Consider the following 26,716-nt stretch of genomic DNA (forward strand, 5'->3'; position numbering starts at 1 on the left):
TAATCAACTCATTTCTTATACTAAAATTGCACGAACCGATTAGCAACATAATGGAATGGTACGTCATGTATGACCTATATGAAGGAGGAACGAATGATGAGATCAACTTATCGAATTGGGATTGCTGGAGCAGGTGGTATTTTCAAAGAATCGCATGTATCCGCATGGTTAGAAAATCAAGCGTGCACGATTGTCGCCATCTGTGATGTGAATGCAACGCGTGCGCGCGAAATGGCCGAGCTGTCAGGTGCAGAACTCGTATACACGGATTATAAGCAAATGATTGCTGAAGCGAATTTGGATGCGATTGATATTTGCACACCGAACTTGTTCCATTCGGAAATTGCAATTGCGGCTTTAGAAGCAGGGATCCATGTTATCTGCGAGAAGCCGGATGCGGTCTCTCCCCTCGAAGCGCAGAAGATGGCTGATGCAGCGGCTCAAAGCGGCAAGCTGCTCATGACCATCCGCAATAACCGATTTCATCCCAATGCGCAATTCCTACAGCAATTTGCCAAAGACGGAGGTCTTGGCGAGATCTATACTGGACGCTGTGGCTGGATTCGACGCAGAGGCATCCCCGGCAAGGGTGGTTGGTTTACAACGAAAGAATTATCTGGCGGTGGTCCTTTAATTGATTTAGGCGTTCATTTCATCGATATTGCGGTGTGGGTCATGGGCAATCCTAAGCCCGTCGCGGTCAGCGGTGCCACGTATTGTAAATTCGCCAATAACGAACTATCGGACTCCCAACACAGCGCCTTCGGAGAAAAGCATGATGACGGCACGTTCGATGTGGAAGATTTGGCTGTCGGCTTTATTCGTTTTGACAATGGCGCTACGCTGCAAATCGAGTTCAGTTGGGCTTCCAATATTGAAGAAGAGACTTATTTTGTGGAACTTCGAGGAACCAAAGCAGGCGCAACTTACCGCAATTACGAGTTAGGTCTATTCTCCGAAGTCAATGGTCAATTAGTCGACAGCAAACCTTCTCGATCTCATGCAAAAACAGCTAAAATGCATCATGCCAATATTAATCACTTTATTGATTGCCTATCTGGCCGAGCAGAGCCCATCATTCGCCCTGAACATGGCGTGGAAATGATTAAAATCTTGTCCGCCATCTATGAATCAGCGGAAACAGGCCGAGAAGTTCGGCTGTAATAACAATATTAAGAAACGGCGGAACGCATGACCTGCGTTACCGCCATTTTATTTGGATATACCTATTTAGGGAGCTATGTTTACCACAATATCATCAAAATAAGCTTTGAGTAAATGTGTGTATACGCCAATCTTCCCCGCTGAAAATGTGCTGTCTGTCGCTGAAACATGTTGCCCATTCACATAGGCATCCAACTGATTCCCGTTCACGGTAAATCGTAGCGTATAGTAAGTGCCTGCTATAAGCGGCGTTATTGCTGCTGAAATAACCAGGTCTGTTTGAACGCCGTTTTGCAACTTACTAATGTAGACTTTCTTGGTGAAGTTGTCATATGACATGCTGTAATAATTGTTATAATCAACGTATCTCGCGACAAGCCCTATTCTGCCTTTGGTCTGATCCATTTTACCCTTGGCTTCTATGTGATAGTCGGTCCACGAGGATTGACCTGCAACAGATTTCGTAGCCCCTTTATCCGAATTGTCGGATAAGTAGGCTTTCGTACTGCCATCAGTCACCACGGCGAACGTTCCCCATGAAGATACGACAGACCACCCACTCGCGCTACCTGACTCGAAATTATCTTCCAGCAGTGAGCTCTTCGTCGTCACAATCGCAGGACTACTTAGGGCAGAATGATGATTAGCTGGGTCAAATGCCTTTACTGTGTATGCGTAGGTAGTACCAAGACTTAATCCAGTATCTGTATAACTCGTGCTCGCTCCACTCACTGTTGCAATTTCTTGCCCATCCCGATCAATGATGTAGCCAGCTACAGAGTCATTATCTGTGGACGGTGTCCAAGATAGGGATACTTCATAGGAAGAGAGTGGGATCGCCGTCACATTAGAAGGCACAGAAGGTGCCGTTACATCCCTGTATGCAACGAGGAAATTATCGTAAGAAACCGGTCCCATAACCCGCTTTAAAACTTCTAGTAATTTTGTTATAAAAGTGCCGTTTGAATTTGAGATCCCTTCATTAATAACTCCCTTAATCCCGCTTCCTAGCGCTGCTATCCATTGTTGACTAGCCGTACCCAGAGGGAATCCAGCGGGCAGCGCGAGATCCTTGGTAAGTATACCTGCTGAACCACTTGCAATAGAGCTGTCCGTTGCTGTCACTGCCAATTGACCGTTGATATAGCCATATAGGCTGTTCCCCGACACTTCAAACCTTAGTTTGTTCATGACATTAAGCGGCATTGCCAATCCCGATGTTGTTTGGAGAACGATCGTTTGATCATTGTTCTTTCTCTCGATGGATGCCTTGCCGAGAAGTGCATCGTAAGTGAAGCTGTAATACTTGCCTGGATTCACGTATCTCGCAAGGAGTCCGACTGTGTCCTTAAAACTTGTCAAGCGAACATCAGATTCAACGAAATAGTCCGTTCCATACGTTTGCGCAACGACTGATGTCGATGGCGTTGAAGCCTGATACACATGATTGCCATTGCTCTCCGTTTGAATTGCAAAGTTCCCTCGAATCGCGGTCCAATCCGCTGCACCCGACTCGAAATCTGTGCCGTACAAGGTATCGTACACGAGCTCAAAGGCAAATCCTTTATCGGTATTCAGCGCTACAGACAGCACTTGACCGTTCACGGTCACAGGTATCTCCTGAAGACGCGCACCGTTCAGCGCAAGTTTATACGCTTTAAATCCGCCAGCAGGTTTATTCGTTGATAACGTGAACTGGGCCGTTTGCTGCTTCACCAGTGTAGGCAATGTGCCTTTATAATACTTGATTTCACCTGAAGGCTGTGTAACATATTGTTCCCCTGTAGCTGCTACATCCGTTGTATAGACAAGCAACAAGCGGTCGCTATCCTTCAGCGCATTTCCGTCCAAGGAGGATGCGAAGAAAGTACCTTTGTCGACATCGCCAGTCACTGTCGCTTGCCCCAGTGCGAAGGTATGATTATTCATTGTTCCCGCTGCCGCAATGACTTTCGGCGTATTTACGAAATAGGTATCCAGATTGAGATCAAACGTTAGCTCACCGGTATCTGATAGCAGCTTATTCTGATTCAATGCAGCTAACATTTCGGCCTTCTTGCTCGCATCATCCAACGATTGAATGAACAATTCGGCCATCTGCCTGTTCGACATCGAAGATGAAATCGGAAGTTTGTTCGCTTCTGGCAGATTGCCGCTAGCAATCTGTTCAGGAGTGATATCAGACGTTATTTTGTACACAGTTAATGGCACATTCGGTTTATCCGCATACACAGACACAGTCTTAAACAAGTGTGGCATGTACATCATGTTCGTCAGATACGCATCGCCTTCAGAGGCTCCTGCCTTATCACGCGTCCATGTGCGATCCCATACGAATACGAATTTCGGACTTGCTGCCTTAATTGCCTCATTACGGAACAAGAGAGTAGCTTCTATTTCCGACATAATAGCAAGCGGATCGCCTACGATAGAAAACTCTTCAGGAGCACCTAACTTTATATTTTTATAAGCATCCCCTATATTGACCCCGAAGGAGTAGCGGTTCATCATGTCCCAGCCTTGGTAAGCCCCAACAGCGCCATTGAAGATACCGATGTCTTCACGTCCTTTAACGGGTTGCGTATCCTGAAACTCCGTAAGCACAAATGGTTTGGCATATGGCTGCCTTAATGCCAGTGCAGGATAGTAAGATCCAAAATTCGTATCCGTCGGCCAATCCTTCGGATAATTGGCAATTGTAGTGCTATTGAACGCCATACTTAGGCGAGGCTCCTTGAGCGGATTGTACTTATAGCCACTTCCATTACTGTCCGTAAATCTATTGTTTGAAAATTGGTAATAGGCATGTGTTTCAAACACATCCGACGCTTGATCGCGCCAATAGTTCACATTCGGGCTATAAATGTAATTTAATCCGCCAATGGGCGCTTTTACGCCAAGATTCTCTTTTAAATAAGTTCGCATGGCATTCGAAACTTGAATTGTTTTATTCGAATAATAAGCACTAAGCTGATCTTTGATTTCCCCAGCTGCATCCCAATAGCTGTTCGGGAAACTAGCGATGGCCGGCTTACCTAACGTGGCTAAATACTGATTGAAATCCTGAAGCATATAATTGCGCAATGGCACCGTCATTCCACTTAGACTCATATTAAGGAGCAAGGACTCATTCCATGGGCTAACCCCGATTAGAACAGGATCATGCTTCAAAGGGAGACCCGTATATGGGTTAACATGGGATAGCCACATATCTGCAATCGCTTTCCACATATCGAGTGCTTGGGGGAGAAGGGGAAGCAAATAAGGGGATTTCGTCCCATCTGCGTATTCGCCAAGCCCCGGTATATTTTTGAAATCATACAGGTGAAAAATGTCAATTGTTACGTAAATCCCCTTCGACTTCAACTTGGCAATAAAGTACTCTAATCGATCCAATCGATCCACATTTAGTTGTGGCGTTGTTGATCCATTCTGGATGAAAATGCCTTGTACCCAATCGGCCATTGCATCCTGTGCATGTATTCTAACTGCGTTATAGCCTAAACGTGCCAGGCGATTCACAGTTTGATCCGCATCATCATGCGAGCCATAGAACATATTCCATGTTATATTGGCTCCGTATAGCTTCACCTTTTTTTGCGGTGCTTGCTCAAACGTATAGTCGCCGTCAATGCCTTGTTGGATGAAACCATATTTACCCGCCGGCGCATCATTCAATCCAGATAAATCCACGGCGCTGCCAGGAACCGTCATCGGCTCTGTATCCATAGGCTTCCATACATCAGCCCCCTGAGCTATCGGTGCATTGCCTAATATACCAGTGCTGCCAATAACAGAGAGCACCATGGTAAAAACAAGCAAAGTGGTTATTCGTTTACGGATCCATGTGTACATTATCATTCTGCTCCTTTGTTTCCGATTCAGTTGATCTCTCCAGATATCCGCTGGCACAGTACTGACGTTAAGTCGTCTGTGCTTTATTTCAGATTAAACTTCCATATCCCCCCTCCCATTAAAGTCCACAAAAAGGCATATGCAAGCGTGTGAAGACAGCTATCCACTCACGAACGTTGCATATGCCATTGTGCTAGCTTATAACATCAAAGTTTATTTCTTGATATTCGTCGGCCAAACGAATTGTACACCTAAGGCTTTCTTGGCTTCTTGGAATTTTTTGTTTTGATAGTCTACCAACTTTTGTGAGCCAAGCTTTTCTTCTTGTTCAATGCCTTCTTTGTAGAGTTTCTCTACATCCTCTGGTGCTTTAGCCAAAATCATCTTCGCTCTTGTTTTAACACGTACTTCTTCACGTTTCGCATTGATGCCCGCTTCTTCTGTGCCGCCAAGCGGTGAGATGGATTCGAAAGCAAGCGCATCATAGGTGTATTTACTAAAATAAATATTCGATTTGGTTCTTTCTGTTTCTTGTACACCGTTCACTGGCAATGTGCGTTGAACAGGGACATAGTTAATCAGCCAATCTAACGTGCCATTTCCGTATTTCAATTTCGTTTTTGCTGCATCTTCGCTTCTAGCCTTAATAAACTCATCAGATAATTTAACCTTACCATTCGCATCATAATCCCAGGTAATGCCTTTAGGACCATAAGTCACGTTCAAGCTCATTTCATCGGAGGAGAGATAATGCATAAGCTTAATAATGCGATCCTGATTCTTTGCTTTGCTGCTAACCATCGTCAGTGTCCATCCAGACGCAGCGACTGGATCAATCACTGGCTGTTTACCTTTATCTCCGAGTACGGGGCCGACTGAAACGAAGATCGCCTTCGGGTCCTTGGCATATAAGGCATCCCATTTAATAGCTTTGTTGGTAAGTGCGAACACAGCACCGTTATTCACTTTCTCGGTAAGCTGTGACGTGTTCAACGTTTGACTATCTTCCGGCAATAAACCTTCCCGATATAAACGGTTGAGGAATTGATACGCTTCCAATGACTCTGGGGTTCTTTCACGATCAAGAAGATTGCCTTGCGCATCTTCACGTGGAGCGCCGAAGAAACTTGAGATGACCCAGCTCTCGAAGTAAGCGGGAGTTACATCGAAACCATTATATTTCGTCTTCGAATCTTTTACTTTCTTTAGAGCAGTAACTAAGCCTTCCTTCGTACTGAAGTCCTCAGGCTTGATACCAAGCTGATCCATAATATCTTTACGTGCATATAAGCCTTGATTGCTGTAAATGGTATCCCCTGGTTTAAAGGTTTCCTTGGCCCAGAAATAGTTGGCATACCCGTAGAAATGGCCATCCGCATTACGGAACCAGTCCTGCATTGATTTTGCCACATTAAACGATGGATCATACTTCTTGATCAACTCATCCAGCGGAGCGACCAAGCCTGATTTCTCAAGCACACCGCGCTGGGGTACACTTTTATCCACGGTAATCATATCTGGAATGTCTCCAGATGCGATAAGTGCGCTTAATTTATCATCATTGCCTGATGTAAATTCGATCGAAACGCCCGTTTCCTCTGTAATCTTCTTATCGAGCAAGTTATTCACTGGATCCCAGTTCTTCTTGTAGGATTCTTGATCGACGAACCAAGTAATCTTGATTGGAGATTTATCATCAGGTTTTGCTGAAGCTGACGCTGCTGCTTCGGATGACTTAGGCAAAGCCGTCACCTCAGCTCCCTTATCCGTAGAACACCCAACAAGTAAAGTTCCAACTAACGTTGTGACAAGCCCTATACTAACTAAACTTTTTTTCATTTGCTTTGCCCCCTTTGATATGCGTGAACTAACCTTTCACAGAACCAATAAGCACACCTTTTACAAAATATTTCTGCAAGAATGGATAGATCGCGATGATTGGCGCTGTAGTTGCGACCATCATGGCTAGCTTCAACGTAGCTGAACTCACACGCTTCGCTTCTTCTGGCATAAAGCTCATGGCTTGCTGGCTAAATGATTCTCCATACGAAGCATCTGTCACCATCCGCATGAGTACGAGTTGAACAGGCTCTAAGGATGATTTCGTCGTAAACATCAACGCATCCATATAAGAGTTCCAATGATATACCCCATTAAACAAAGCAATAGCGGCTAAGACGGGCTTCGTCAACGGCAACACCAATTGCAGCAGGATCCGATATTCCCCCGCCCCATCCATCTTCGCCGATTCGATGATTTGTTCAGGAATCGTTCGAAAGAAGGACATAATAATAATCATATCCCAAACACTGAACAAAGAGGGAATAATATACACCATAAAATTGTTTAACAGGCCAATTTCTTTGTAAAGCAAGTAAGTTGGAATCAGTCCACCATAGAAGAACATGGTCGTGAGCATGATTACGAGATAAATGTTGCGTCCACTTAGTCCCTTGCGAGACATGCCGTAGGCAACGAGAGCTGTAAAAGCGATATGCGTGGACATACCGAGCAGCGTTCTACTAATGGTAATGAAAAATGCATGATAAATGGTCGTATCTGAGAATACAGCCTTATAATTCGCAATCGTAAACTCCCTTGGCCATAGATACACGTTTCCTCGCAAGTAATCCAACCCGTCATTAAAAGAACCAACCAAAGCAAACCAGAATGGCGCCAACGTTACGAATACAACTGTCGACATAAAGATGATGTTACCGATGTCAAACCATTTGTCCCTAGTGGAACGGATATTCATTTGTGTGTTCCTCCTTACACGCAGGCATACGCTTAGAACAAGCTATTGTCTGTCACTTTACGAGATACATAATTAGCAGCAAATAACAGGATTAGGGCTACGACTGATTTCGCTAAGCCTACCGCAGTCGAATAGGAATACCTCATTTGCCTAAGGCCTACCTTATAGACATACGTATCGATCGTTTCACTCACATCCAAATTCAGCGGATTCTGCATGACCATAATTTGCTCGAAACCTGTGTTCAAGATAGAGCTTATCGCAAATATAAGCATAATCACAACAGTCCCCATAATAGCAGGCAGCGTCACGTACCACATGCGCTGAAATCGGCCAGCTCCATCAATTTTTGCTGCATCATACATTTCCTGGTCCACACCGGCTATCGCAGCGATATAGATAATCGCTCCCCAGCCAATCCCTTTTAATATTTCAGCGCAAACCATAATGATCCAGAAAAGATGCGGCTTAGCAATGAAATTAATCGGTTCATCGATGATACCCATACTCGTAAGCAAGAGATTGAGAATCCCGTTCGAAGGCGATAATACCGTCAGAACTAATCCTCCAAAAATGACCCACGAAACGAAATGAGGCAGATATGAAATCGTTTGTACAAAGCTCTTGAAACGCTTCTTATTCAACTCATTAAGAAAGAGTGCAAACACGATGGGTGCAGGAAACCCAAGAGCCAATCCCATAAGATTCATCGCTAGCGTGTTGCGTAGAACATTCAAGAAATTAGGATCATTTAGAAATTCTTGAAAATGTGAAAACCCTATCCACGGCGAATTCATCACACCCAAGAAAAGATCGTACTCCTTAAATGCAATCAGAATGCCATACATCGGAATGTACGAGAACACAAGCAGAAACAAAATCCCCGGCCATACCATGCTTTGCAGCGCGAACTGACTCTTGAAACGCAGCCATCTGCCCATCACTGATAATCGTGGCGACCGAACACGTTGTTTTGCATTTACGGCTCCATCCACTTAACTGACCTCCCCGATTTACTGCCCCCAAGTCGTAATAACCCCATGACAGCGTTCTCTATTATGCTAACTCTACTTCTGCTATAGCAAAGCAACTCCGGAAGCATATTCTCACTATACATTTTGAAAGCGCTTATAAAAATATCACTATTTTAGTTTTGATACCTTCATTTGGGCTATGCTTCATTAGCGAAAGGTATAGGATGCCTTTTGTCGAATACGTCCCTACAAACATCTTTGGAGAAAGAAGGAGTGACGTTGCAACGTACCTTTAATGCCATGAGTATCAAAACTAAAGTGACGCTAGCTTTTATTTTTTTCATACTAATCCCTTTCAGTGTGCTTGGACTCTACACGTACAATCAATCACAGCGCTACATGCAAGACCAATTACTTGCCAATTCACAGACCACCGTCAAACAGATTAAATATACAATCGAGAATAAAATTGATCTTATTGAAAGCGTTAGCAATAACATTACGTTTAACTACCGATTGCAACAATTTCTTGGAGAACCGTATTCGTCCGACTCCAATTCTTTAGATACGTATTTCAACTTCGCTGCTCCACTTGTTAACTATGCCATGCTATTCCAGAAAATCAACATTCAGAAAATTTCCATCTATACAACCAATGCTTCGATTCCAGAAGGTTTTGGTTCCTTTTTCTCCGATCTGAAAATTAAAAAAGAGGCGTGGTACGATGCCTTTATGTCTTCAGATCAGAAATCTCTTTGGGTGCTGGATACGAAGCAGGAAGACGGTAGTGATATTTTTCGCTATATGCAGAAAATGATCTCTATTGAAGGGTATTATCTAGGAATTACGATAGTTGACGTCCGCTCAGTTGATCTACTTGAACCCGCTGAGGGCCCGAATGTTGTCAATCAACCCGTTTATATCGTGGCTGAAAATCAAGGCTACACCAAGGAACCCGGCTTTTTATACGTCGATGACACGTTAAAAGATGTCCAGCACGTCATCGTCATGGCGATTCCGCTCCCACCTCTACTCAGTTCCTTGCAGGTTGTGGCTAACCTCGCTTTTATTATTACCCTGATTGTTCTATTGTTCGCTTTCTACTTCGTGCTCAAGATGACGCTAAGTAAAATGAAAACGAGCATTAAACAGATGGATCTTGCTATTGAAACTGGGTTTCAGCCGATTCCTATTGTACGGAAGGACGAGTTCGGTGTCATCACCGAAAAATTCAACATTCTGCTGAATAAAATTACTCTGCTGTTAGCCGATATGATTAAAAAAGAGACCCTGCACAAGGATGCACAGCTCATTGCACTTCAATCGCAGATTAATCCGCATTTTATCTATAACACGCTGGATATATTTAGTTCCAAAATGGAAATCGCTGGCCAGTATGATGTGTCAGATGCCATGGCCGATTTCGGCAAAATGATGCGCTATAATATGGACGGTCACGCTAAATTCGCAACGCTTCAAGATGAGATTCGTTATCTAGGGCAGTATATGACGCTTCAGAAGGTGAAATACGGAGACAGCATTCATTTCCGCGTTCATGTTCCCAACGAGCTTCTAAGCATTCAGGTATTAAAATTCATCCTACAGCCCATTGTCGAGAATAGCGTGAAGCATGGTTTCGCTAAGCAGGACACACTGGATATTGATATTTATGCGAGCCAAGAGAGTGACTTATCCATCCGTTTATCTGTAAAAGATAATGGCAGTGGCATAGAAGCAGCTCGGCTGGAAGAAATCAACGAACAATTCCGCACTTCCGTTTATATCACCAAAGGTAACAAAGACCGAGAAAGCATCGGTCTAGGCAATATTAATGAACGATTGAAATTATTCTACGGTGAGAATTATCCATTACAAATCAATAGTATTCAGGGCCAATTCGCCGAAACGATATTAACCCTTCCTTATGACGCAAGAAGAAGCGAGGAGAATAACGATGTATACCTTATTAATAATTGATGACGAAGAATTGATTGGCAGCGGTGTCAAAGCCAAACTAGAAAGGGCCAATGTCGCTGGTGTACGGGATATCTTTGTTGCAAACGGTGGGCCACAGGGGCTTGCCATGGCGAAAACCTTACACCCACACATCATAATCACAGATATTCGCATGCCCGAGTTAGACGGCATTCAATTGATCAAAGAGCTTTCCCCCCTGCTAACACGCACCAAATTTATTATGTTGAGCGGCTATGGGGATTATCCCTATGTGCGTGAAGCATTTAAATACGGGGCATTGGACTACTTATTGAAGCCTGCGTCCTCCGACGAGCTTGGCAAGCAAGTGCAATCTGCGATTGCCAGTATTGAGAAAGATGACGTTAACAACCAACTTTTCGAAAAAAACCTAACGGATGCAAGGACGCTGCTTACTGCCCGATTACCCCTCGTAATCCATGGGTCGAACGTTGCTCTGAGCAGCAAGGATTCCGAGTCACAGCAATCCCTCGAAGCTTATTTTATGCATCCGCTGTTCGCCGTCTCCATGCTTTCCTTTGGCAACGTTACCTTCAGTGAGGAACATTTGGATAGGGTAAGCAACTGTTTGGAACGATGCGTTCGGGACGCTGATGCAGAACAGCATCTACGCTTCCTAGCTTTTCATGATGTACTAGGATGTGTGTCCCTTGTGTTTAATTATACGGATCTCCTTGCCTTTGAAACCGTTCAAGTACTGCTGGGTAACGCAGTTATCCTGCTTAGGAACGGCAATCCAGGAACGCTTTCAGCATCTCTTAGCCAAGCAGGACATGGTTTGGACGACTTATCGCGTCTTTATAAGCAAGCGCATATCACGATGTCTGAACGGATTTTGCGAGAACCGTGCGAGGTTTTCGTGACGCTAGAACCCACGAGTAAGACAGTTGCTTGGCTGCCTGCCAAAAAGGACATGGAGGAGTTCAAGCAAGCAGCGGAGACACTGCATGTAGAACGCATTGGGCTGTGGGTTGATCGACATCTTAGCGATTCATTGCGCACACAGATGTCTTTGGAGCAGCTCAAGTCGATTTATGATATGGTGCTGGCCGAAATTCATCGCCATGTACATGAGCGCTTTCTTTTTGAAGAAACCGAACGCACGACAGCTTTCAATACCTTTCACACGTTAGGCGAGCTTCGTCATTATTTAAAAAGCTACGCCGCAGATACGAAACAACTCATCTCGGAACATGCTAACCTGGGCGAAACAGTGATTACCGTAGCGGAATCCATCGTTCGTGAGCATTATAGCCGCGATCTTCAGTTAGCTGAGGTGGCCAATCGGGTATCTATGAATTACTCCTACTTCAGCAAGCTTTTCAAAGAACGAACAGGGTTAACTTTTACTGCCTATTTGACCAAATTCCGCATGGAAGAAGCCCAGAAGCTGCTCAAAGACCCCACCTTACGAATCAATGAGATCTCAGAAAAGGTGGGGTATGGCAATCTCTATCACTTCTCGCGTGCTTTCAAAAACTATTTCGGCGTTTCCCCGAAGGAACATCGAAAGACCATGTAATTGAAACAGCCCCAGTTACCCGATAAGGGTGCTAGGGCTGTTTGGCTATGATTTAATAACAACGCACTTCATAGATTGCAGCGGACGGGTCACCGTTGGTTGCTTCAATGACAACGCGCAGCTTATTGGTTTGAACAGATTGAGCTAACGTGTATCGGCAATGACGCTGGTAATTGCCCTTCACTTGAAGAAGCTCCTGCCACTCCTCATTCACATAGGCTTCAATCCGGTAATCCTTGGGACATTGCGGGTCGCGATAGAATGGCGCATACCCGTGGTATTCCCATAAAAGGCTGCCAGGGAACGTAATCTCAACCTGTTTGATCGATTGCTGCTCTTCCCAGTTGAGCTCCAGCCATTGTGAGAGCGGCTCGCGCGGATCTGACCGCCATAGGTTCGTAAACCGATAAGGTCTAGTCACCCCATTCGTGACATACTCAGGACGGTAGGCGTACTGCGGAGGCTCCACGCGGAAGCTGCGGGTCGGACCGTTCCAATCCCGGCGCATCTTTCCTTCACCCATTTCATAGGCACATGTTTGTCCTGGTACGATGCCAGCAGCACAATGCCAAACCAAGTTGGGATTCGCCAACAAATCCAAACGAACGTAGCTGCCTGACTTCAAGCCTGTAGTCTCGTCCAGGTGGACATCCCAGTCTATCCATTGATACTTGCCAGGCATAACAAGCAGCTTCGTTGCGGCAATGGCAGGACTCGCTTCCGTACGATAATCCCAAATATGATCAACAGGGATGATTAGCGCTTCCACGATTTGAGGAACATCGCTCCAATTACTCAAACAAACCGAAACCCGGTTCAACACGCCTTCCGATATCGCAATCCACTGCCCTTTCCGTTGCTGGAGAAAATCATCTTGAGGCCCCCGTTCACCAGACGCTGACAGATCCGCCCTCACTTCGGCACTATGGAGAGCTGCTTGACTACTCGCTGTTACTCGTGCTTTCCGTGCCAAATCCAACTCATCCTCGTTCATTGTGTTCAGCAGGAAACAGCCGTCGCGCAGCAGTGTCTGCTTCACTTCTTGAATAGCCTGAGTGGGTACATTCGCGAGCGCTAATCCACGGTTCAAGGCAATCGCAGCCGCCGTCCCTACGGCTTGCCCCACCAACGCGGTTGTCGCCATTACACGCACCGTACCTAAAGCGGCATGCGTCACAGAGATATTGCGACCTGCCATCATCAAGTTATCAACATCCTTCGCAATTGTTGACCGCAAAGGAATGCCATAAGGGCCACAGTAGCTTTTTACCATATAGGGAGATGTTTCATCGTAGCCTTCTGAACTGGCATGCTCGCTGGTAGGCGCAAGAAGTCCCCCCGGTGTATGCAGATCAAGAAACCAGCCGCCGTATGCAATCTCATCTTCAAAAACAGTTTTGTTTTGCGGATCATGCTCCGTCATCAGATAGTGCCCCATAATTCGGCGACTTTCCCGTTTGCCCGGCACTTGGCCGATCCAATCAATGGCATGATTAGCTGCCAGCTCTTTGGTAAGCGGATCCCGATTCTTGATCCAATCCCAAATACCTAACACATACCGCGTCAGCTCATGGCGAATATCTTCATTTTCATATAAGGTGTTCCATGGCATGCCAATTTCAATCCACCAATAACCACCGCGCATATCATTCGGATTCCGACCTTGTTTATAGAAGAAATCAGGATTATCGAGTTTCGCAGCCCAATCTGGAGCAGTGAACGGAGCGGGGTAGCCTAAATCTTTCGTTTTGAAAAGCAGTGAACTCCCCATCACATCTCCACTCGCCAGCAGTGGCGCATGCGGCTCGGCAAATTCCTCCCGTCCTTCGGAACCCATTCGCCATTCACAACCTGCACGGTCAGCAACTAGGCCATCCCCTGTGCAATCAACGAATACATCCCCTACGAATTCAATCTCCGTTTCCGCGTTAGCTACATAACCCACGACGGATGCAATCTTGCGCTCACCTGCCATCCGAACGTCCAGAATGGTTGTATTCAAATAGAAGGTCAAATTCTCTGTGCGCTGCGCCATATCATACATCGTCATATCCCACACGCTGTTCGTCCAGCCATTCTCAAAGATCGGCTCATGATTTCGTGCGCGTTCCTCAATTAATAACTCAGATATGATCCCGGTTTCTTTGGCGTATACATGAAAAGCGGCTGCGCCATGCGGCGTCACCCTAACTTCGGACGAACTGTTTCCCCCGAAGACAGGGCGATCCTGAACCAAACATGTCTTGGCCCCATGTCTAGCCGAAGCAACAGCCGCACAGAAACCTGCCAGTCCGCCACCGCACACGACAACATCGTACTTCTCTGTCTTATGCCCATGCCCTCTACCTGAATGATTGCCGTCGATACGCGTATTCTTGAAGTCGTTAACCATATTTCGTAATCTCCCTCTATGTAGCTGCACCTACAACTCCCTAGATGACAGCGTTTTCTTAACCTCCTTTACACTGTATCCTGAATAAGATGGCAATAAAATATCACCATTTTTGATTTGATGCCTCCATTTTGGCATGACAGGATTACATCGCGAATTTGACAACATCCCCAAGAATGTATCCATCCGGTTGTCGCGTAGTGCTAGAACCTTCACTCATATACGTAAAGCTCATGGATAGACCAATACACACCGGCATTACCGGTTTGAACAATTCGAATGTATCTAGCTGTGATCCCGGCATGGTTAATCGTGGTTACTGAGGCGCTGCCTGTTCCAGTAGCTATAGGCGTTCCCCAATTAACTCCATCTCCAGATACATAAACGTGATAACCCCTTGGATAATCGCCTGCACTCCCTGAAGCATCAAGCACGATACGACTGAACGTATAGGGAGCTTTCATATCCACTTGAATATATTGCCCATACACCTGAGCTGTCGCGGTATCCCAACGAGTTGCTGGCAAACTATCTAAGACATTTTGAGCTTTCGCAGCTTGCAAGGATGCAGTTGCCGTCCAACCTATGCGCGATAGTGCCGCATTGTTTGTTGTAACGGTCAATGGTGCACTGAAAGCAGACTGATTGCCAGCGGCATCTCGCGCTTTTACCGTCAGTGAATACGATGTACTTGGCGTTAAGCCCGTTACTGTATATTGGGTTACGCTAATTTCTTGCGTATTCAGCTTCTGTGAACCGTTGTACACATCATAGGCAACGAAACCATTCGCATCGGTCGATGGCGACCAGCTTAAGCTTATCGTTTGTTCCGTTTTATTGGTCATCGTAAGCCCGGATGGTGTGGAAGGTGCTTCCCGATCACCTAAATAAATATTCATTTCATGAATCGACCAATAGACACCAGCGTTTCCTGTTTGCACCACGCGCAAATATCTTGCCCTTTGAACAGGGATGCTGATGGTCGTGATAGCGCTACCTGCGCCCGTTGCTACTGCAGTCCCCCAAGAAACCCCATCGTTTGAAACCAATATGGCATATTGCCTTGGATAATCACTTGAACTGCCGGAAGCATCTAACTCAATCTTGTTGAAAGTTCGTTCATTTCCCATATCTACTTGGAAATACTGACCATATACCTGAGCCGAAACCGTGTCCCAGCGCGTCGAAACCGAGCCATCAATCGCATTCTGTGCATTGTTCGCACCGTGGGAGGCTGAAGCTATCCAACCCGCGCGCGACAATGGCGTTTCTTTCGTAACAACAGTTACAGGAACGCTGCCGGCCGACACGTTACCGGATGTGTCTTGTGCTCTAACCGTAAACTGATACGCCGTCTGCTGTGCAAGACCTGTTTTGGTGTAACTCGTGTTTGTTAAGAGTGTTCCATTCACCTGCTGAGACCCATTATAGACGTTATAGCCTACGAAGCCATTAGCGTCATAGGATGGAAGCCAGTTCAAGGTAACTGTCGTGTCTGTTGATTGGATCGCCACGACATTAGTCGGTACTGTAGGCGCTTCCGTATCCATGTTATACACATTGAACTCGTGGATAGACCAGAAGGAACCCACACTACCTGTCTGAACGACCTTAATAAATCTCGCTGTCTGTATGGGAAATTGAATAGACAACATAACGTTTCCAGAACCTGAGGCAATCGCCGATCCCCAAGTTATGCCATCCTGTGATACATATACCTCATACTTCCTCGGATAGTCCCCCGAGCTTCCAGTTGTATCTAAGACAAGTTTATTAAAGGTACGATTCGCTTGCATATCTACCGAGAAATATTGCCCATTTATTTGCGCCGCTCCTGTATCCCAGCGTGTAGCTAGATTCCCATCAAGTGCATTGTTCGCCTTGAAAGCGCTATGGGACGCCGTTGCTGTCCATCCATCTCGCGGCAATGCATCGTTCGGGTCACTTGGGTTGGGGAGCTCAGCTGTAGGAGTGACTACATAAAGAATGTCACTTGGTTGTGATTCTCCTGCATCATTCACAGCTTTAATGCGGTACGAGTAGAACGAATTAGCAAGTAGTCCGCCATCATGAAAGGCATGGGTTTCACCCGAAATCGTTGCAATCACTTGCCAATTCGCTTGCCCGTTAGCTCTTCGCTCAATCTTAAAGTTCGTTGCCCCTCTCTTCCCATCATGCCAACTGAGGTCCACCGTACTGCTCGTAATTCCCATTGTTGTCGCATATTCCGGTGCATCCGGCGGTGCAGCTGCTAAGCCAATAATGGCATCAACCGCTGCGGTTAGCCCCAACGTACCGTTTATCACAATATTAAGCACATTGTACTCGCCTATAAAAGCAGAGTTCACCAGATTTATGGAAGCTTCCCCAGCAGCTAACGTTCGGCCTTGCTCTGGTAATAAATAAGCACGAGCTTGATCCAGCAATAAGATATTGGACGATGTGTTGCCTAGGAGCACAAGATCGGAATCCACTGTCTTCCATTTGGGGAATTTCAGCAGCGATTGGTATTCCTGTAAGCTCTTGACGACACCACCAGGTTCGGCTAGACCTATCTGTGCACTTCGTCCTTGCGAGATATAGTAATTCACGAGGCGTTCGGCTTGCGTTACATACGTTGAATCTGCAAGTTGTGCAGCCGTTAAAGCCACGGTTAACGGGACGTTATGCCGTTCTTCAAAAGCTCGGACATCCCACTCTCGGTGGATCGTAACCGCTCCATCTTCCAAAGCAGTAGGATTCGTTACAATAACCGAAGTTGTCCCTTCTAAACCGCTCAATAGTTCCTTCACCTTAACGGTATACGTCCCAGGTGCATCGCTATTTGTCAGTGGCAGTTTGGCTGATAACCCTGTCGCAGAATATATCGTTGCGGTGTCCCCGCTCGTTGTATGGGTGACGGTAATTTCGACAGGTATCCCCGACATCGGATTAGGATTACGTATCGTCGTATACGACTCATAAAAGCCAGAATCCGTTAATTGTACAGCGATTTCAGGTGTTGTTACCTCTGCCGGAGGCAAAGCATACCACTGAAACCCATTTGACTGGAGGTCGACATGCGCTGCTTCTGCCATGGTTACCTTTCTGCCAAGTCGAACATCATAGATCGGTAAATCCGTATTCCAAGTCAACTCCGCCGTTTGGCCCATGAGATGCTGCGTATTCCCTATTGTCGTATCATGTTTTTCGTTCAAAACAGTTATAAATGAGGTATCGCCCGCGCGAGTCGGTACAGCCCAAACATCACTTTGTGAAGAGTAGGCAATAGGCCTGTTAATTCCACTCATCGCAGCTTGAAGTTTACTGATGTTAGCTGTATTCCGAGCGAGAAGATTGTTTGTTTGATCGGTGTCGCTTTGAATTACATACGCTCTAACTTGCATATTCGTAGCCACTGAATCAACGGGCGAGACCGATTCATCATCCTTAAGAATACGTCCGCCACCACTCACAAAATTCTGCAATTCCGGCGTTATCCCTTCGCTCCAGCTCCAGCTATTGTCGAACTGATTCAATCCGACTAATAAAATAGCTTTCATTGAAGCCGGTAAACCGCGTTTCAACTCCTCAGGCGTTATCACCTTAGACGGCCAGCCTGCTGCGTGCGTGAGAAACAAGGCCTCAGATACTTTCCCTTCGTGCGATCCTGCCAACAGCTGCGCATCAGTGGGATTATCCCCGCCGACAATACCTCGGAGCAGTGCCTGCTCGTTGACATAGAGAATGCCAATTGTCGGCGTGGGATTGGATATCGCGTAAGTTCCGCCATAGCGATGAATCCAATCATAGAGCCCCTTCTGTTCCGCAATAATTTGCGTCTCTGCTCGACTCCCTTTATTATTCGGCAATACATTCGTTCCAATCGCTTGAATTCCTCGCGTAAGTGCCATCGCATATGTCTTCTCACGATCTTCCTTTCCAAAAAATAAGGAAAAGTCATCTTGCAGTGCCCAAGTCGTCTTGTTCGGTGCGTAACTCTTCAGACGGTCAATCAGAGAAACCAAATGCAAGGGCTTGGATGACGATTTCTCATTCCAATCATAGGCGCTTTGAACCGGCAGTTGTTCATGCATCTCTTTGCCAGGAATTGTTGCCCATACCCAACCGCCACGCCCCCCAACACCAGGTGAACTGCCGAACGATCCTGTCGTAGTCGTATAAGCTGGATTTACCTCCGATACCGCTTTGGAGAAGTAACCGTAATTCGTGTACGTTTCATTGTATCTTGCAATATAATCTAGGAAAGGCTTGGTAGACGTTGCGAAATATTCATGTGTCTTCGGTGTATAGGATCCTGCTAAACTTGGCGCTAAAGGTGTTGTTAGCGGGAGTCCGACCTCCGTCTGAAACGCATTAAACGCTCTTCCCCATGGGCGGTTTGGATGTGGCGGTGCCCAATCCCAATAGGAGGCATAACCCGCATTGTCCGCGCCAAGGCTAATGCCTGCTAAATTCGGATAAGCCTGCAGACGCTGCAGCCCCAATTGAATGTCCCGATAGAGCGGAGCATGGAAATCAGGTAGATAGGAGCTGTAAAACGGCAGATTCTCGCTGGTTGTATTCATCACATCCCAGTCCGTTTTAGGTACGAACCCAAGCTGCACACCTCTATCACTTAACGCCCGTGCCATATTGGTCTGACTTTTTTCATGTGCTGGTTCTTCAAAAGAACTAAATTCATACACACGATCATATCCCGTGTCTGACACGTAATCCGCATAGTCCTGTACGGCCCCAATATTGGCATATGGGGCAGCAATTTCCCCATGTTCGGAGTGATAGAAGCCTCCTGAACTCATCCCATGCGGCAAGTAAACGAAATTGATTGTTTCCGGTGATCTTGGCACGTCGATACCTACATGTCTCTCAATGGAAGTTGATGCAGGCTCATATGCAGGTATAGCTGGCTTAGCTCCTGCAAGTGCTTGAACATCTGCATCCCATGCAGATTGATTTGGAAAGGAGTCGGACTGATCTACACTTTGAACAGTAAATGCAGGTCCAGTACCTGGAATCGTCAAGTTCACTTCAATTGGAATATCCTTCGGATTACCAGCCACAATGGGTTGCAAACCCGCGTCAAAACGAATTGGACCACGCCCATCTACCCATAATTCATAAGGCTTGCCACTTTCATTCTGCGGCACCAATAACGTAAGCGAATCGTAATTTCGCGTGCCGCTGGTATAGATTTCCTTGCCATCATTTTTCAAAATGACTTGTTTAACAGATCCTGGCACTGAACCGCCAATGCGAATCGGGAAGGTCCACAATTCATAATCCCAAATCCAGCTGCGCGCTGATCGGTCATCTGTATACATGTTCGTTTGTCCCCAACGCCAAGCGACGCCACGTACCCAGTGATTACCAGGTTGCATCACATTATCCGATTGTTTCTGCACAATTGACATATTGTCTGGTGCCTGTTTCAACAAAATTTCCGATTTGTATTCCGCGCCTTGAGCAAAAGGTTGCACCGTCTTTACCGCTTGGTTCGCCTGTGGAATCTGCAGCTTGATCGTTGGCCAATCTACTGCGTTTGGTCCATCTACACGGACAGCGTTTTGATGAATTTTGGCAGTTCCCTTCGTAAATAACCCTGTCGGAGTGTCAAATCGAACTAATCGGAACGTTGCATATTTGGTCGGAGGTGTAAAGTCGCTGGATTCCGACAGTCGGGTCACGATGGAACCTGCCATATCCGCCTTGATTTGATCCAAGGTAAGCGGAGTCGCGTACATATGCAACGAATCGATAGCTCCTCGGAAGCCGTATTTAATCATGGCCTTAGCTACACTATCATAATGCCATTCAGTTCCTATCAGCATAGCCACTTCGTTAGGCAAGAGGTCAGTGAACACGGCACTTCCGTCAACTTTGCCTATTAATTTGCCATTAACATAGAAGTTGACACCTTGATATTTTTCAAATGTAACAGCTACATGCGCCCATTGTCCTACGGCCAGTTCGGAAGCCGTGTACTTCCATGCATACCATTTCTCCCCATAATCTGCTCCATAATAAAGTTGATTTCCCTGAAGGCCAAGGTAAAATGTCGTCCCCTTCCAATTGGCATCCCGCTTCGTTACGATCGGTTGATAACCATTCAAATCATCAGGCTTGATCCAAGCCGAGATGGTAAACGTAGAGGAGACATGATTCAACTGGTTCAGTGTACTTACACTAGCTTGATCAGCACCGTTCAGCTTCAGAGCTTTGCCGCCCCCGACACGTCCGTCCACCAAAGTCGCCGGGGGGTTAAAAGAACCATTCTGAGCGAATCCGCTGCTATCCACTAGAGCCGTTGCGTTTAAAGGGTCCTGTTCCATCTCATATTTCGCAATTAAAGGGACTTTAATAACATCCTGCGTCGTGATGGCAACTGGCGTACTACTGACTGACTCGTTACCATACAAATCTTTTGCTTTGACAACAATTTGATACGCTGTATTTGCCGTTAGTCCTGTTAGGCGATAACTTCGTTGACTCGTATACCCAACCTGCTGATCGTTCACGTACACATAATATCCAACAACGGCTACATCATCGCTTGCTGGCTGCCACGTCACATCCATTTGCGTATCCAACACATGGTCTACCGTCACATTTCCTGGTGCCGTTGGTGGATTCAAATCCGGAGCGATAGTCCCGTATGCATACAGCTCGTGAATCGACCAATAGGAGCCTGCTGCTTTGGTTAGTGTTAGTCGAACGTACCGGGCTGTCTGCTCTGGAAAAACCGCTGTAATAATTGAAGAACTGCCAGTTACCTTAAGTATGGGAGCACCCCAATTTAGACCATCTGTGGAAGTGCTAATATCAAACTCCCGGGCATAATCGCCACCTGACTGAGCTGCATTCAGCACTAGTTTATTGTACGTTTTATCGCCTGGACCCATGTCAATTTGAAACCATGCGCCTACCGTCTGCGCCATGCCGCTGCTCCATCGCGTGGAAAGATCGCCATCTACGGCAGCCCAAGCGCCGCCACTATTCGCTGAAGCACTCATTGCCCATAGAGCCCGATCAATTCGATCCGTCGTTTGGACGGTAACGGCATCACTCCATGCGGACATATTTCCTGCTAGATCCATAGCCCGAACCTTAAACGAATAAGGCGTTTTGGGCGTAAGTCCCGCTGCCTTAAACGACATACTGCGGGTAAAGGCTACATAATGATCATTCGCATCAATTTCATACCCCAGTACCTTCGCATTATCTGTGCTTTCTGGCCAAGTGAGGAGAGCATCATTGTCAGTAACTTGGGTTGCCATGACTCCCACAGGCTGGAGTGGCGCTTGTTGATCTGCATTCGTGCTGCCATATAGCTTCAAGTTATGAACAGACCACCAACTACCATTGTTCTTAGTGAGTGAAATACGAATAAATCGGGCTGATTGCGCTAAAAATGAAACATCAATAACCGTGCTGCCATTTCCTTGGGCAATCGCATTGCTCCAGGTTGCACCATCTTCCGATACCTTAATTTCATAACCACGTGCGTAATCACCAGATGAGCCGCTCGAATCCAGCACTAATCTGTTATATGATTTGGCCATAAGACCTGTATCAATTTGAAGCCACATGCCAATTGTTTGTGCAGTTCCGCTCGACCAACGAGAAGATGCAACATGATCCACTGCCATAGCAAGAGTGCCAGCAACATTATTGTGCGAGGATGACAATGACCAAGCGAAACGATCCATTTCCTCTACATTCACAAGTAGTGCTGTACTAAACGCCGAAGCATTGCCCCCAGCATCTTTCGCTCTCACAGTAAATGAATATGAAACACCTGGTGTTAGACCTGAAGCAGAATAGACTGGAGCACCAGTTATACTAGCGAGATAATTATTATCACGATATATCTCATAACTAGTTACCTCTGTATCATCCGTCGATGCCGTCCAGGTAAGTTGAACTGATTCCTGCGTACGCCAAGTCGAAGTGAGATTGGCAGGAGCAGTGGGAGCTTGGGTATCCGCAGCGAGCGCCAATATAGGAACAGCTGGGAGTAAACCAATTACGAGCAATACAATGAGTAAACGTACCATCAGGCGATGCAAATGTTTGTTCATTTTAGACAGAATAACCCTCCCCTTTCAATTGAAAAAAATGGCTGTAACATACCTGTTTGAACTCCTAAGAAACCTACCTGTCATACGAATAGGCTAACCTCATTCATGTAACCGCTTGCAATTCACCCCCTTTCAAATCCCGCATGATGACCGTTTGATCCCTACATACAGGATTCCATAATCACCATACAGGATAGCTTGATTACCCTTTAATCGCTCCGATCATAACACCTTTGACAAAATATTTTTGAAGGAAGGGATAGACTAGCAATAAGGGAACCAACATTACAACAACACCTGCTGAACGTATAGACTGTGGTGTGAGCAGCTCCTCGAACTCCTGCGGCTGCAAGCTGTTGAGACTTTGCAAAAGTGATTGATTGGCAATCATATTTTGTACAAGCACAGCCAAGTTATATTTGTCCGAGTCATTAATATTGATTAATACACTTTGAAACACGTTCCAGTAGCCAACACCATAGAAGAGCATTAGCGTTGCCAAGACAGGCATCGAGAGTGGAAGTACAATTTGCCATAGCAGTCGCCATTCACTACATCCGTCGATCTGAGCAGCCTCATTTAATTCCTCGGGCATTTGTTCAAAAAATGATTTTAGAACGAGCAGGTTATAGGCACTGATTAATCCAGGCAGCCAGAGTGCCCAATACGTGTCTATGATACCGAGTGAACGATTAACCAGAAAGGCTGGAATCGTTGGAATACCGAAAAGCATCGTAAAGACAATCGCAAGCGTGAATCCTTTTCGCCAATAGAAAGTAACTTTGGACAATGGAAAAGCCGCAAAAATCGTAAAGATCATACTGAATAAGACACCGAAACCTGTTATCACTACACTGTTTTTCAAACATTGCACAATAGGCGTTCCTTCAATCAATGATTTATAGGAGTCCAGATTGAAACCCACTGGCCAAACGCCAACGAAACCGGATGCAATCGCCGAGTAATCGCTGAATGACATCGACACAATGTTCATAAGCGGGATCAAACAGCTCATGCCAGCTACAAGCAACAACGTAAAGTTCACGGCATAGAAAAGTTTTTCCCCAAACGACAAGCGCATGGTAATCCCTCCTACCACAAAGATTGATTGAATTTTTTGGCAAAATGGTTAGCACTGACAATAAGAATGAGCCCGATAACAGCTTCGAATAACCCCATCGCTGTAGTCATGCTATACATTCCGCCTTGAATTCCGACGGTAAAGATATACGTACTGATGACACTCGAGACATTGGAAACAACCGCATTTTGCAAATTGTACACATGGTCGAAACCGACTTCCATGATTTTGCCCATTGAAAGAATAAGCATCAGAATCATAATGGGTATAATCCCTGGGAGCGTAATATAGCGAATCTGCTTCATTTTATTCGCACCATCCATACTCGCTGCTTCGTAGAGTGCAGGGTCAATAGAGCCGATTGCTGCCAAATAAATAATGGCGGCAAACCCCGCTTCCTTCCATATCGCAGATCCAAAGAAGATGCCAAGCCACGTGCTTACTTGATATAAAAACGGGACAGAGGTCCCTCCCAAGAATTCAATAAGTTTATTCACCACGCCGTCTTGAGAGCCGAACAGTGTAACTACGATTCCCCCAACGATCACCCAAGAGAAGAAGTGAGGAAGATAGATCAGCGTTTGGATCGACTTTTTAAACCAAACTGTTCTTACCTCGTTCAACATAATAGCGACAAGAATTGGAAAAGGAAATCCAAGGATAATATTAAAAAAACTAAGGAACAACGTATTGCGAAGGATTTGCAGCGTTTGCGGATTATCCAACATCATTCTAAAGTTATCCAATCCCGCCCATGGACTTCCCCATACCCCTTGCATTAAGTTGTACTGCTTGAATGCGATCACATTGCCGAGCATCGGAGCGTATCGAAAGACAATAAAAAAAATAATTACCGGGATAAACATATAGACCAGCTGGCGATTCTGCCTCCATCTCTTTGCATACGATCTCTTACTAGCAGATCTTATAGGAGTATGCGTCTTGCTATACGTTGGAGCAGTATGTGCAGAATTATTGGTTTCCATTGCTCTCCTCCCATCTACCTTCTACAGGAATGTCGTCCGCCATATGTGGCTCCTGATTAGCCACCGCGTAGCTTCCCTCGTTATAGTCCACCTTCAACGTTTGCCCGCCATGACGCAATGTTAACTTTCCGCTATTTATAGCTGAATACATGTAGCGATTAGAGATAAGCGGCCAAGCGTTATAATCAATGGGGACACCGTTAACCGATCTCTCTCCATTGTAAACAATGCTTAATACTTCTCCGGATAAGGTACAGAACGAGAGTGTTGGGGTAGACTGCTCTAACAGGGATGCATCGTACGAAACATGCTTCAACATATCATTTCGAAATCGAGCTAATACCCGCTCCGATTGGCATTGCTCATTCATTGACTTGTCTTCATCTTCGCAATAATCGCTTGGGCATGCCGTTTGGATGAGCACCGCATTTTTCAAGCCTTCGCTCCGTAATCTGCGATGTCCATCTTTCTCATCCAGCCATCGATACGGCCGCATCATCCGAATGGCTGCCAAAACTGACCCACAGTGACAGAATATCCAGCCACTCTCGTGTTCTTCCAGTTTCATTATTGCTGTACTGGAAATAAATCCATCAATATAAGGATCTCGGTCTGACTGGAAAGGCTTCCTTGGGCCGTACGTGTAATGTTCGCCCTTTGGGATGTTATACAAGGCGATTAATGCGCCTTTATATTGAACGACTTGCTCGTATGGAGAAGATCCACCCCAATTACTCACATACGAATCCTCGGGATTTCCGAAATCAGGAAACGGATGCGTGAAAAAAAGCACCCCAGCTGGCTGCTCCGAAAGCCAGTCCAGCGACCATCGCCGCAATTGTCCTGACCAAACGACATCGCCTTGTTTTCCGTCTGCCATACTTCCCAGTGCATACTGCGAGGTCATGTAGGTATATTTCCGTACACCAACTCGACTAATATAGCCATGCCCTTTGAAGCCATCGCTTCTACCTGCAAGCGATGTAGTCTGATGACCATCATGACTGGGTTCCGTATTGAGAGTGAGGTCATGCGTCTCCATGTGCTCCAATGCCTGCTTTCGGCTTTGAGCGATACGTACGATAATATCAGGCACCCGATAAGAAGAGAGCGTGTTCATTATGCTATAATGCGGTTCACCTGTTCGGAGGTTGGGCTGCTTGCCGCCAAAATAAAGCCATGCAGCGACCGTACCCGCTGGTGCATAATTAAACGTGTGGATTGGGTGGTAGTCTCTGGAATGTGCGCCAACATATAAACCGTCCAGCCAATCCCCAGCCGTGTTGGCCAAATACCAGTCCATCATGCTGGCGCTTCTTTCTTTCCACTCGTGATCTTCGGCAAAATCATATAAAGAAGCCAGCGTATTTAGATAAAAAACACTATATGTCGTAGAGTCAAACTCCCCTTGACCGAACCGGCAAACGCGATAGAAATACGTTTCCAGGTAGTGGGAACAACGCTCCCTCACCTCGTTTGCTTTTGGCCAATCTGGCCAGCTTTGAGCGGTCAAATATCCGGCAACGGCATTCATCAGCTTGTGATTCTCTGTCCCCGTATTCATCTGGTAATGCGATTCATGGAGCATGTTTGCTTTCACTTTATTGCGTAAATCTTCCGAATACATATGCCCAAATCGCAGCCACGCGTCTATATTGGCATGACGAAAGAACATCGCATCATGTCCTGGTGCGTCGTTGACGGTTTCGATATGCGATAGCGCTGTTTCAATCTCACTCTGTCGACCTAACCTTGTAATTGCGTCGTACATGATTCTTCTCGCATAGTCCCATGCTGGAATCGGATTGTGCAAGATTTCTTCTTGCAAGATCAGACAACGCTTCTGAAACGCTTGTTCGATTAGCTCATCCTGCGAAAGGCCTACCCGACCTCTGAGGTTCATGTCTC

General features: G+C 46.0%; 12 protein-coding genes. 3 read left to right on the forward strand and 9 right to left on the reverse strand.

Annotated elements, in window-relative coordinates; genetic code table 11:
- Positions 1-93: 93 nt before the first annotated feature.
- Positions 94-1,164, forward strand: a complete 1,071-nt coding sequence (locus AC58PV_RS00770; RefSeq protein WP_497430387.1) for a Gfo/Idh/MocA family protein — start codon at positions 94-96, stop codon at positions 1,162-1,164.
- A 66-nt stretch (positions 1,165-1,230) separates the two neighbouring features.
- On the opposite strand, the gene AC58PV_RS00775 is transcribed toward AC58PV_RS00770, so the two are convergent.
- From AC58PV_RS00775 to AC58PV_RS00790, 4 genes are all read right to left on the reverse strand, one after another.
- Positions 1,231-5,019 carry a fibronectin type III domain-containing protein gene (locus AC58PV_RS00775; RefSeq protein ID WP_497430388.1) on the reverse strand — a complete coding sequence of 1,263 codons (3,789 nt, stop codon included), beginning with the start codon at positions 5,017-5,019 and terminating at the stop codon, positions 1,231-1,233.
- Between the two features lie 213 nt (positions 5,020-5,232).
- Positions 5,233-6,858 carry an extracellular solute-binding protein gene (locus AC58PV_RS00780; RefSeq protein ID WP_497430389.1) on the reverse strand — a complete coding sequence of 542 codons (1,626 nt, stop codon included), beginning with the start codon at positions 6,856-6,858 and terminating at the stop codon, positions 5,233-5,235.
- A gap of 28 nt (positions 6,859-6,886) precedes the next feature.
- Positions 6,887-7,777, reverse strand: a complete 891-nt coding sequence (locus AC58PV_RS00785; protein ID WP_497430390.1) for a carbohydrate ABC transporter permease — start codon at positions 7,775-7,777, stop codon at positions 6,887-6,889.
- Positions 7,778-7,809: 32 nt separating this feature from the next.
- Positions 7,810-8,772, reverse strand: coding sequence for an ABC transporter permease (locus tag AC58PV_RS00790; protein WP_068661794.1), 963 nt, complete (start codon positions 8,770-8,772; stop codon positions 7,810-7,812).
- A gap of 252 nt (positions 8,773-9,024) precedes the next feature.
- Here AC58PV_RS00790 and AC58PV_RS00795 point away from each other — a divergent pair, with 252 nt between their 5' ends.
- Both AC58PV_RS00795 and AC58PV_RS00800 read left to right on the forward strand, forming a co-directional pair.
- Complete coding sequence (locus tag AC58PV_RS00795; RefSeq protein ID WP_497430391.1) at positions 9,025-10,728, forward strand: sensor histidine kinase; 1,704 nt, start codon at positions 9,025-9,027, stop codon at positions 10,726-10,728.
- Positions 10,706-12,268 (forward strand): response regulator transcription factor, encoded by a 1,563-nt coding sequence (locus AC58PV_RS00800; RefSeq protein WP_497430392.1) that lies wholly within the window; start codon positions 10,706-10,708, stop codon positions 12,266-12,268. The genes AC58PV_RS00795 and AC58PV_RS00800 overlap by 23 nt, the downstream gene beginning before the upstream one ends.
- Before the next feature lie 52 nt (positions 12,269-12,320).
- On the opposite strand, the gene AC58PV_RS00805 is transcribed toward AC58PV_RS00800, so the two are convergent.
- The 5 genes from AC58PV_RS00805 to AC58PV_RS00825 all read right to left on the reverse strand — a co-directional run bounded on the left by AC58PV_RS00805 (position 12,321) and on the right by AC58PV_RS00825 (position 26,711).
- Positions 12,321-14,660 (reverse strand): FAD-dependent oxidoreductase, encoded by a 2,340-nt coding sequence (locus AC58PV_RS00805; RefSeq protein WP_497430393.1) that lies wholly within the window; start codon positions 14,658-14,660, stop codon positions 12,321-12,323.
- 212 nt (positions 14,661-14,872) lie between these two features.
- Complete coding sequence (locus tag AC58PV_RS00810; protein ID WP_497430394.1) at positions 14,873-22,741, reverse strand: discoidin domain-containing protein; 7,869 nt, start codon at positions 22,739-22,741, stop codon at positions 14,873-14,875.
- Positions 22,742-22,943: 202 nt separating this feature from the next.
- Complete coding sequence (locus tag AC58PV_RS00815) at positions 22,944-23,822, reverse strand: carbohydrate ABC transporter permease (protein WP_497430395.1); 879 nt, start codon at positions 23,820-23,822, stop codon at positions 22,944-22,946.
- Between the two features lie 11 nt (positions 23,823-23,833).
- Positions 23,834-24,808, reverse strand: coding sequence for an ABC transporter permease (locus tag AC58PV_RS00820; protein ID WP_497430396.1), 975 nt, complete (start codon positions 24,806-24,808; stop codon positions 23,834-23,836).
- Positions 24,795-26,711: a hypothetical protein gene (locus AC58PV_RS00825; RefSeq protein ID WP_497430397.1), complete on the reverse strand. Its 1,917-nt coding sequence runs from the start codon at positions 26,709-26,711 to the stop codon at positions 24,795-24,797. Before AC58PV_RS00825 ends, AC58PV_RS00820 begins: the two co-directional genes overlap by 14 nt.
- Positions 26,712-26,716: the final 5 nt, after the last annotated feature.

The organism is Paenibacillus sp. J22FR83 (assembly GCF_059691955.1).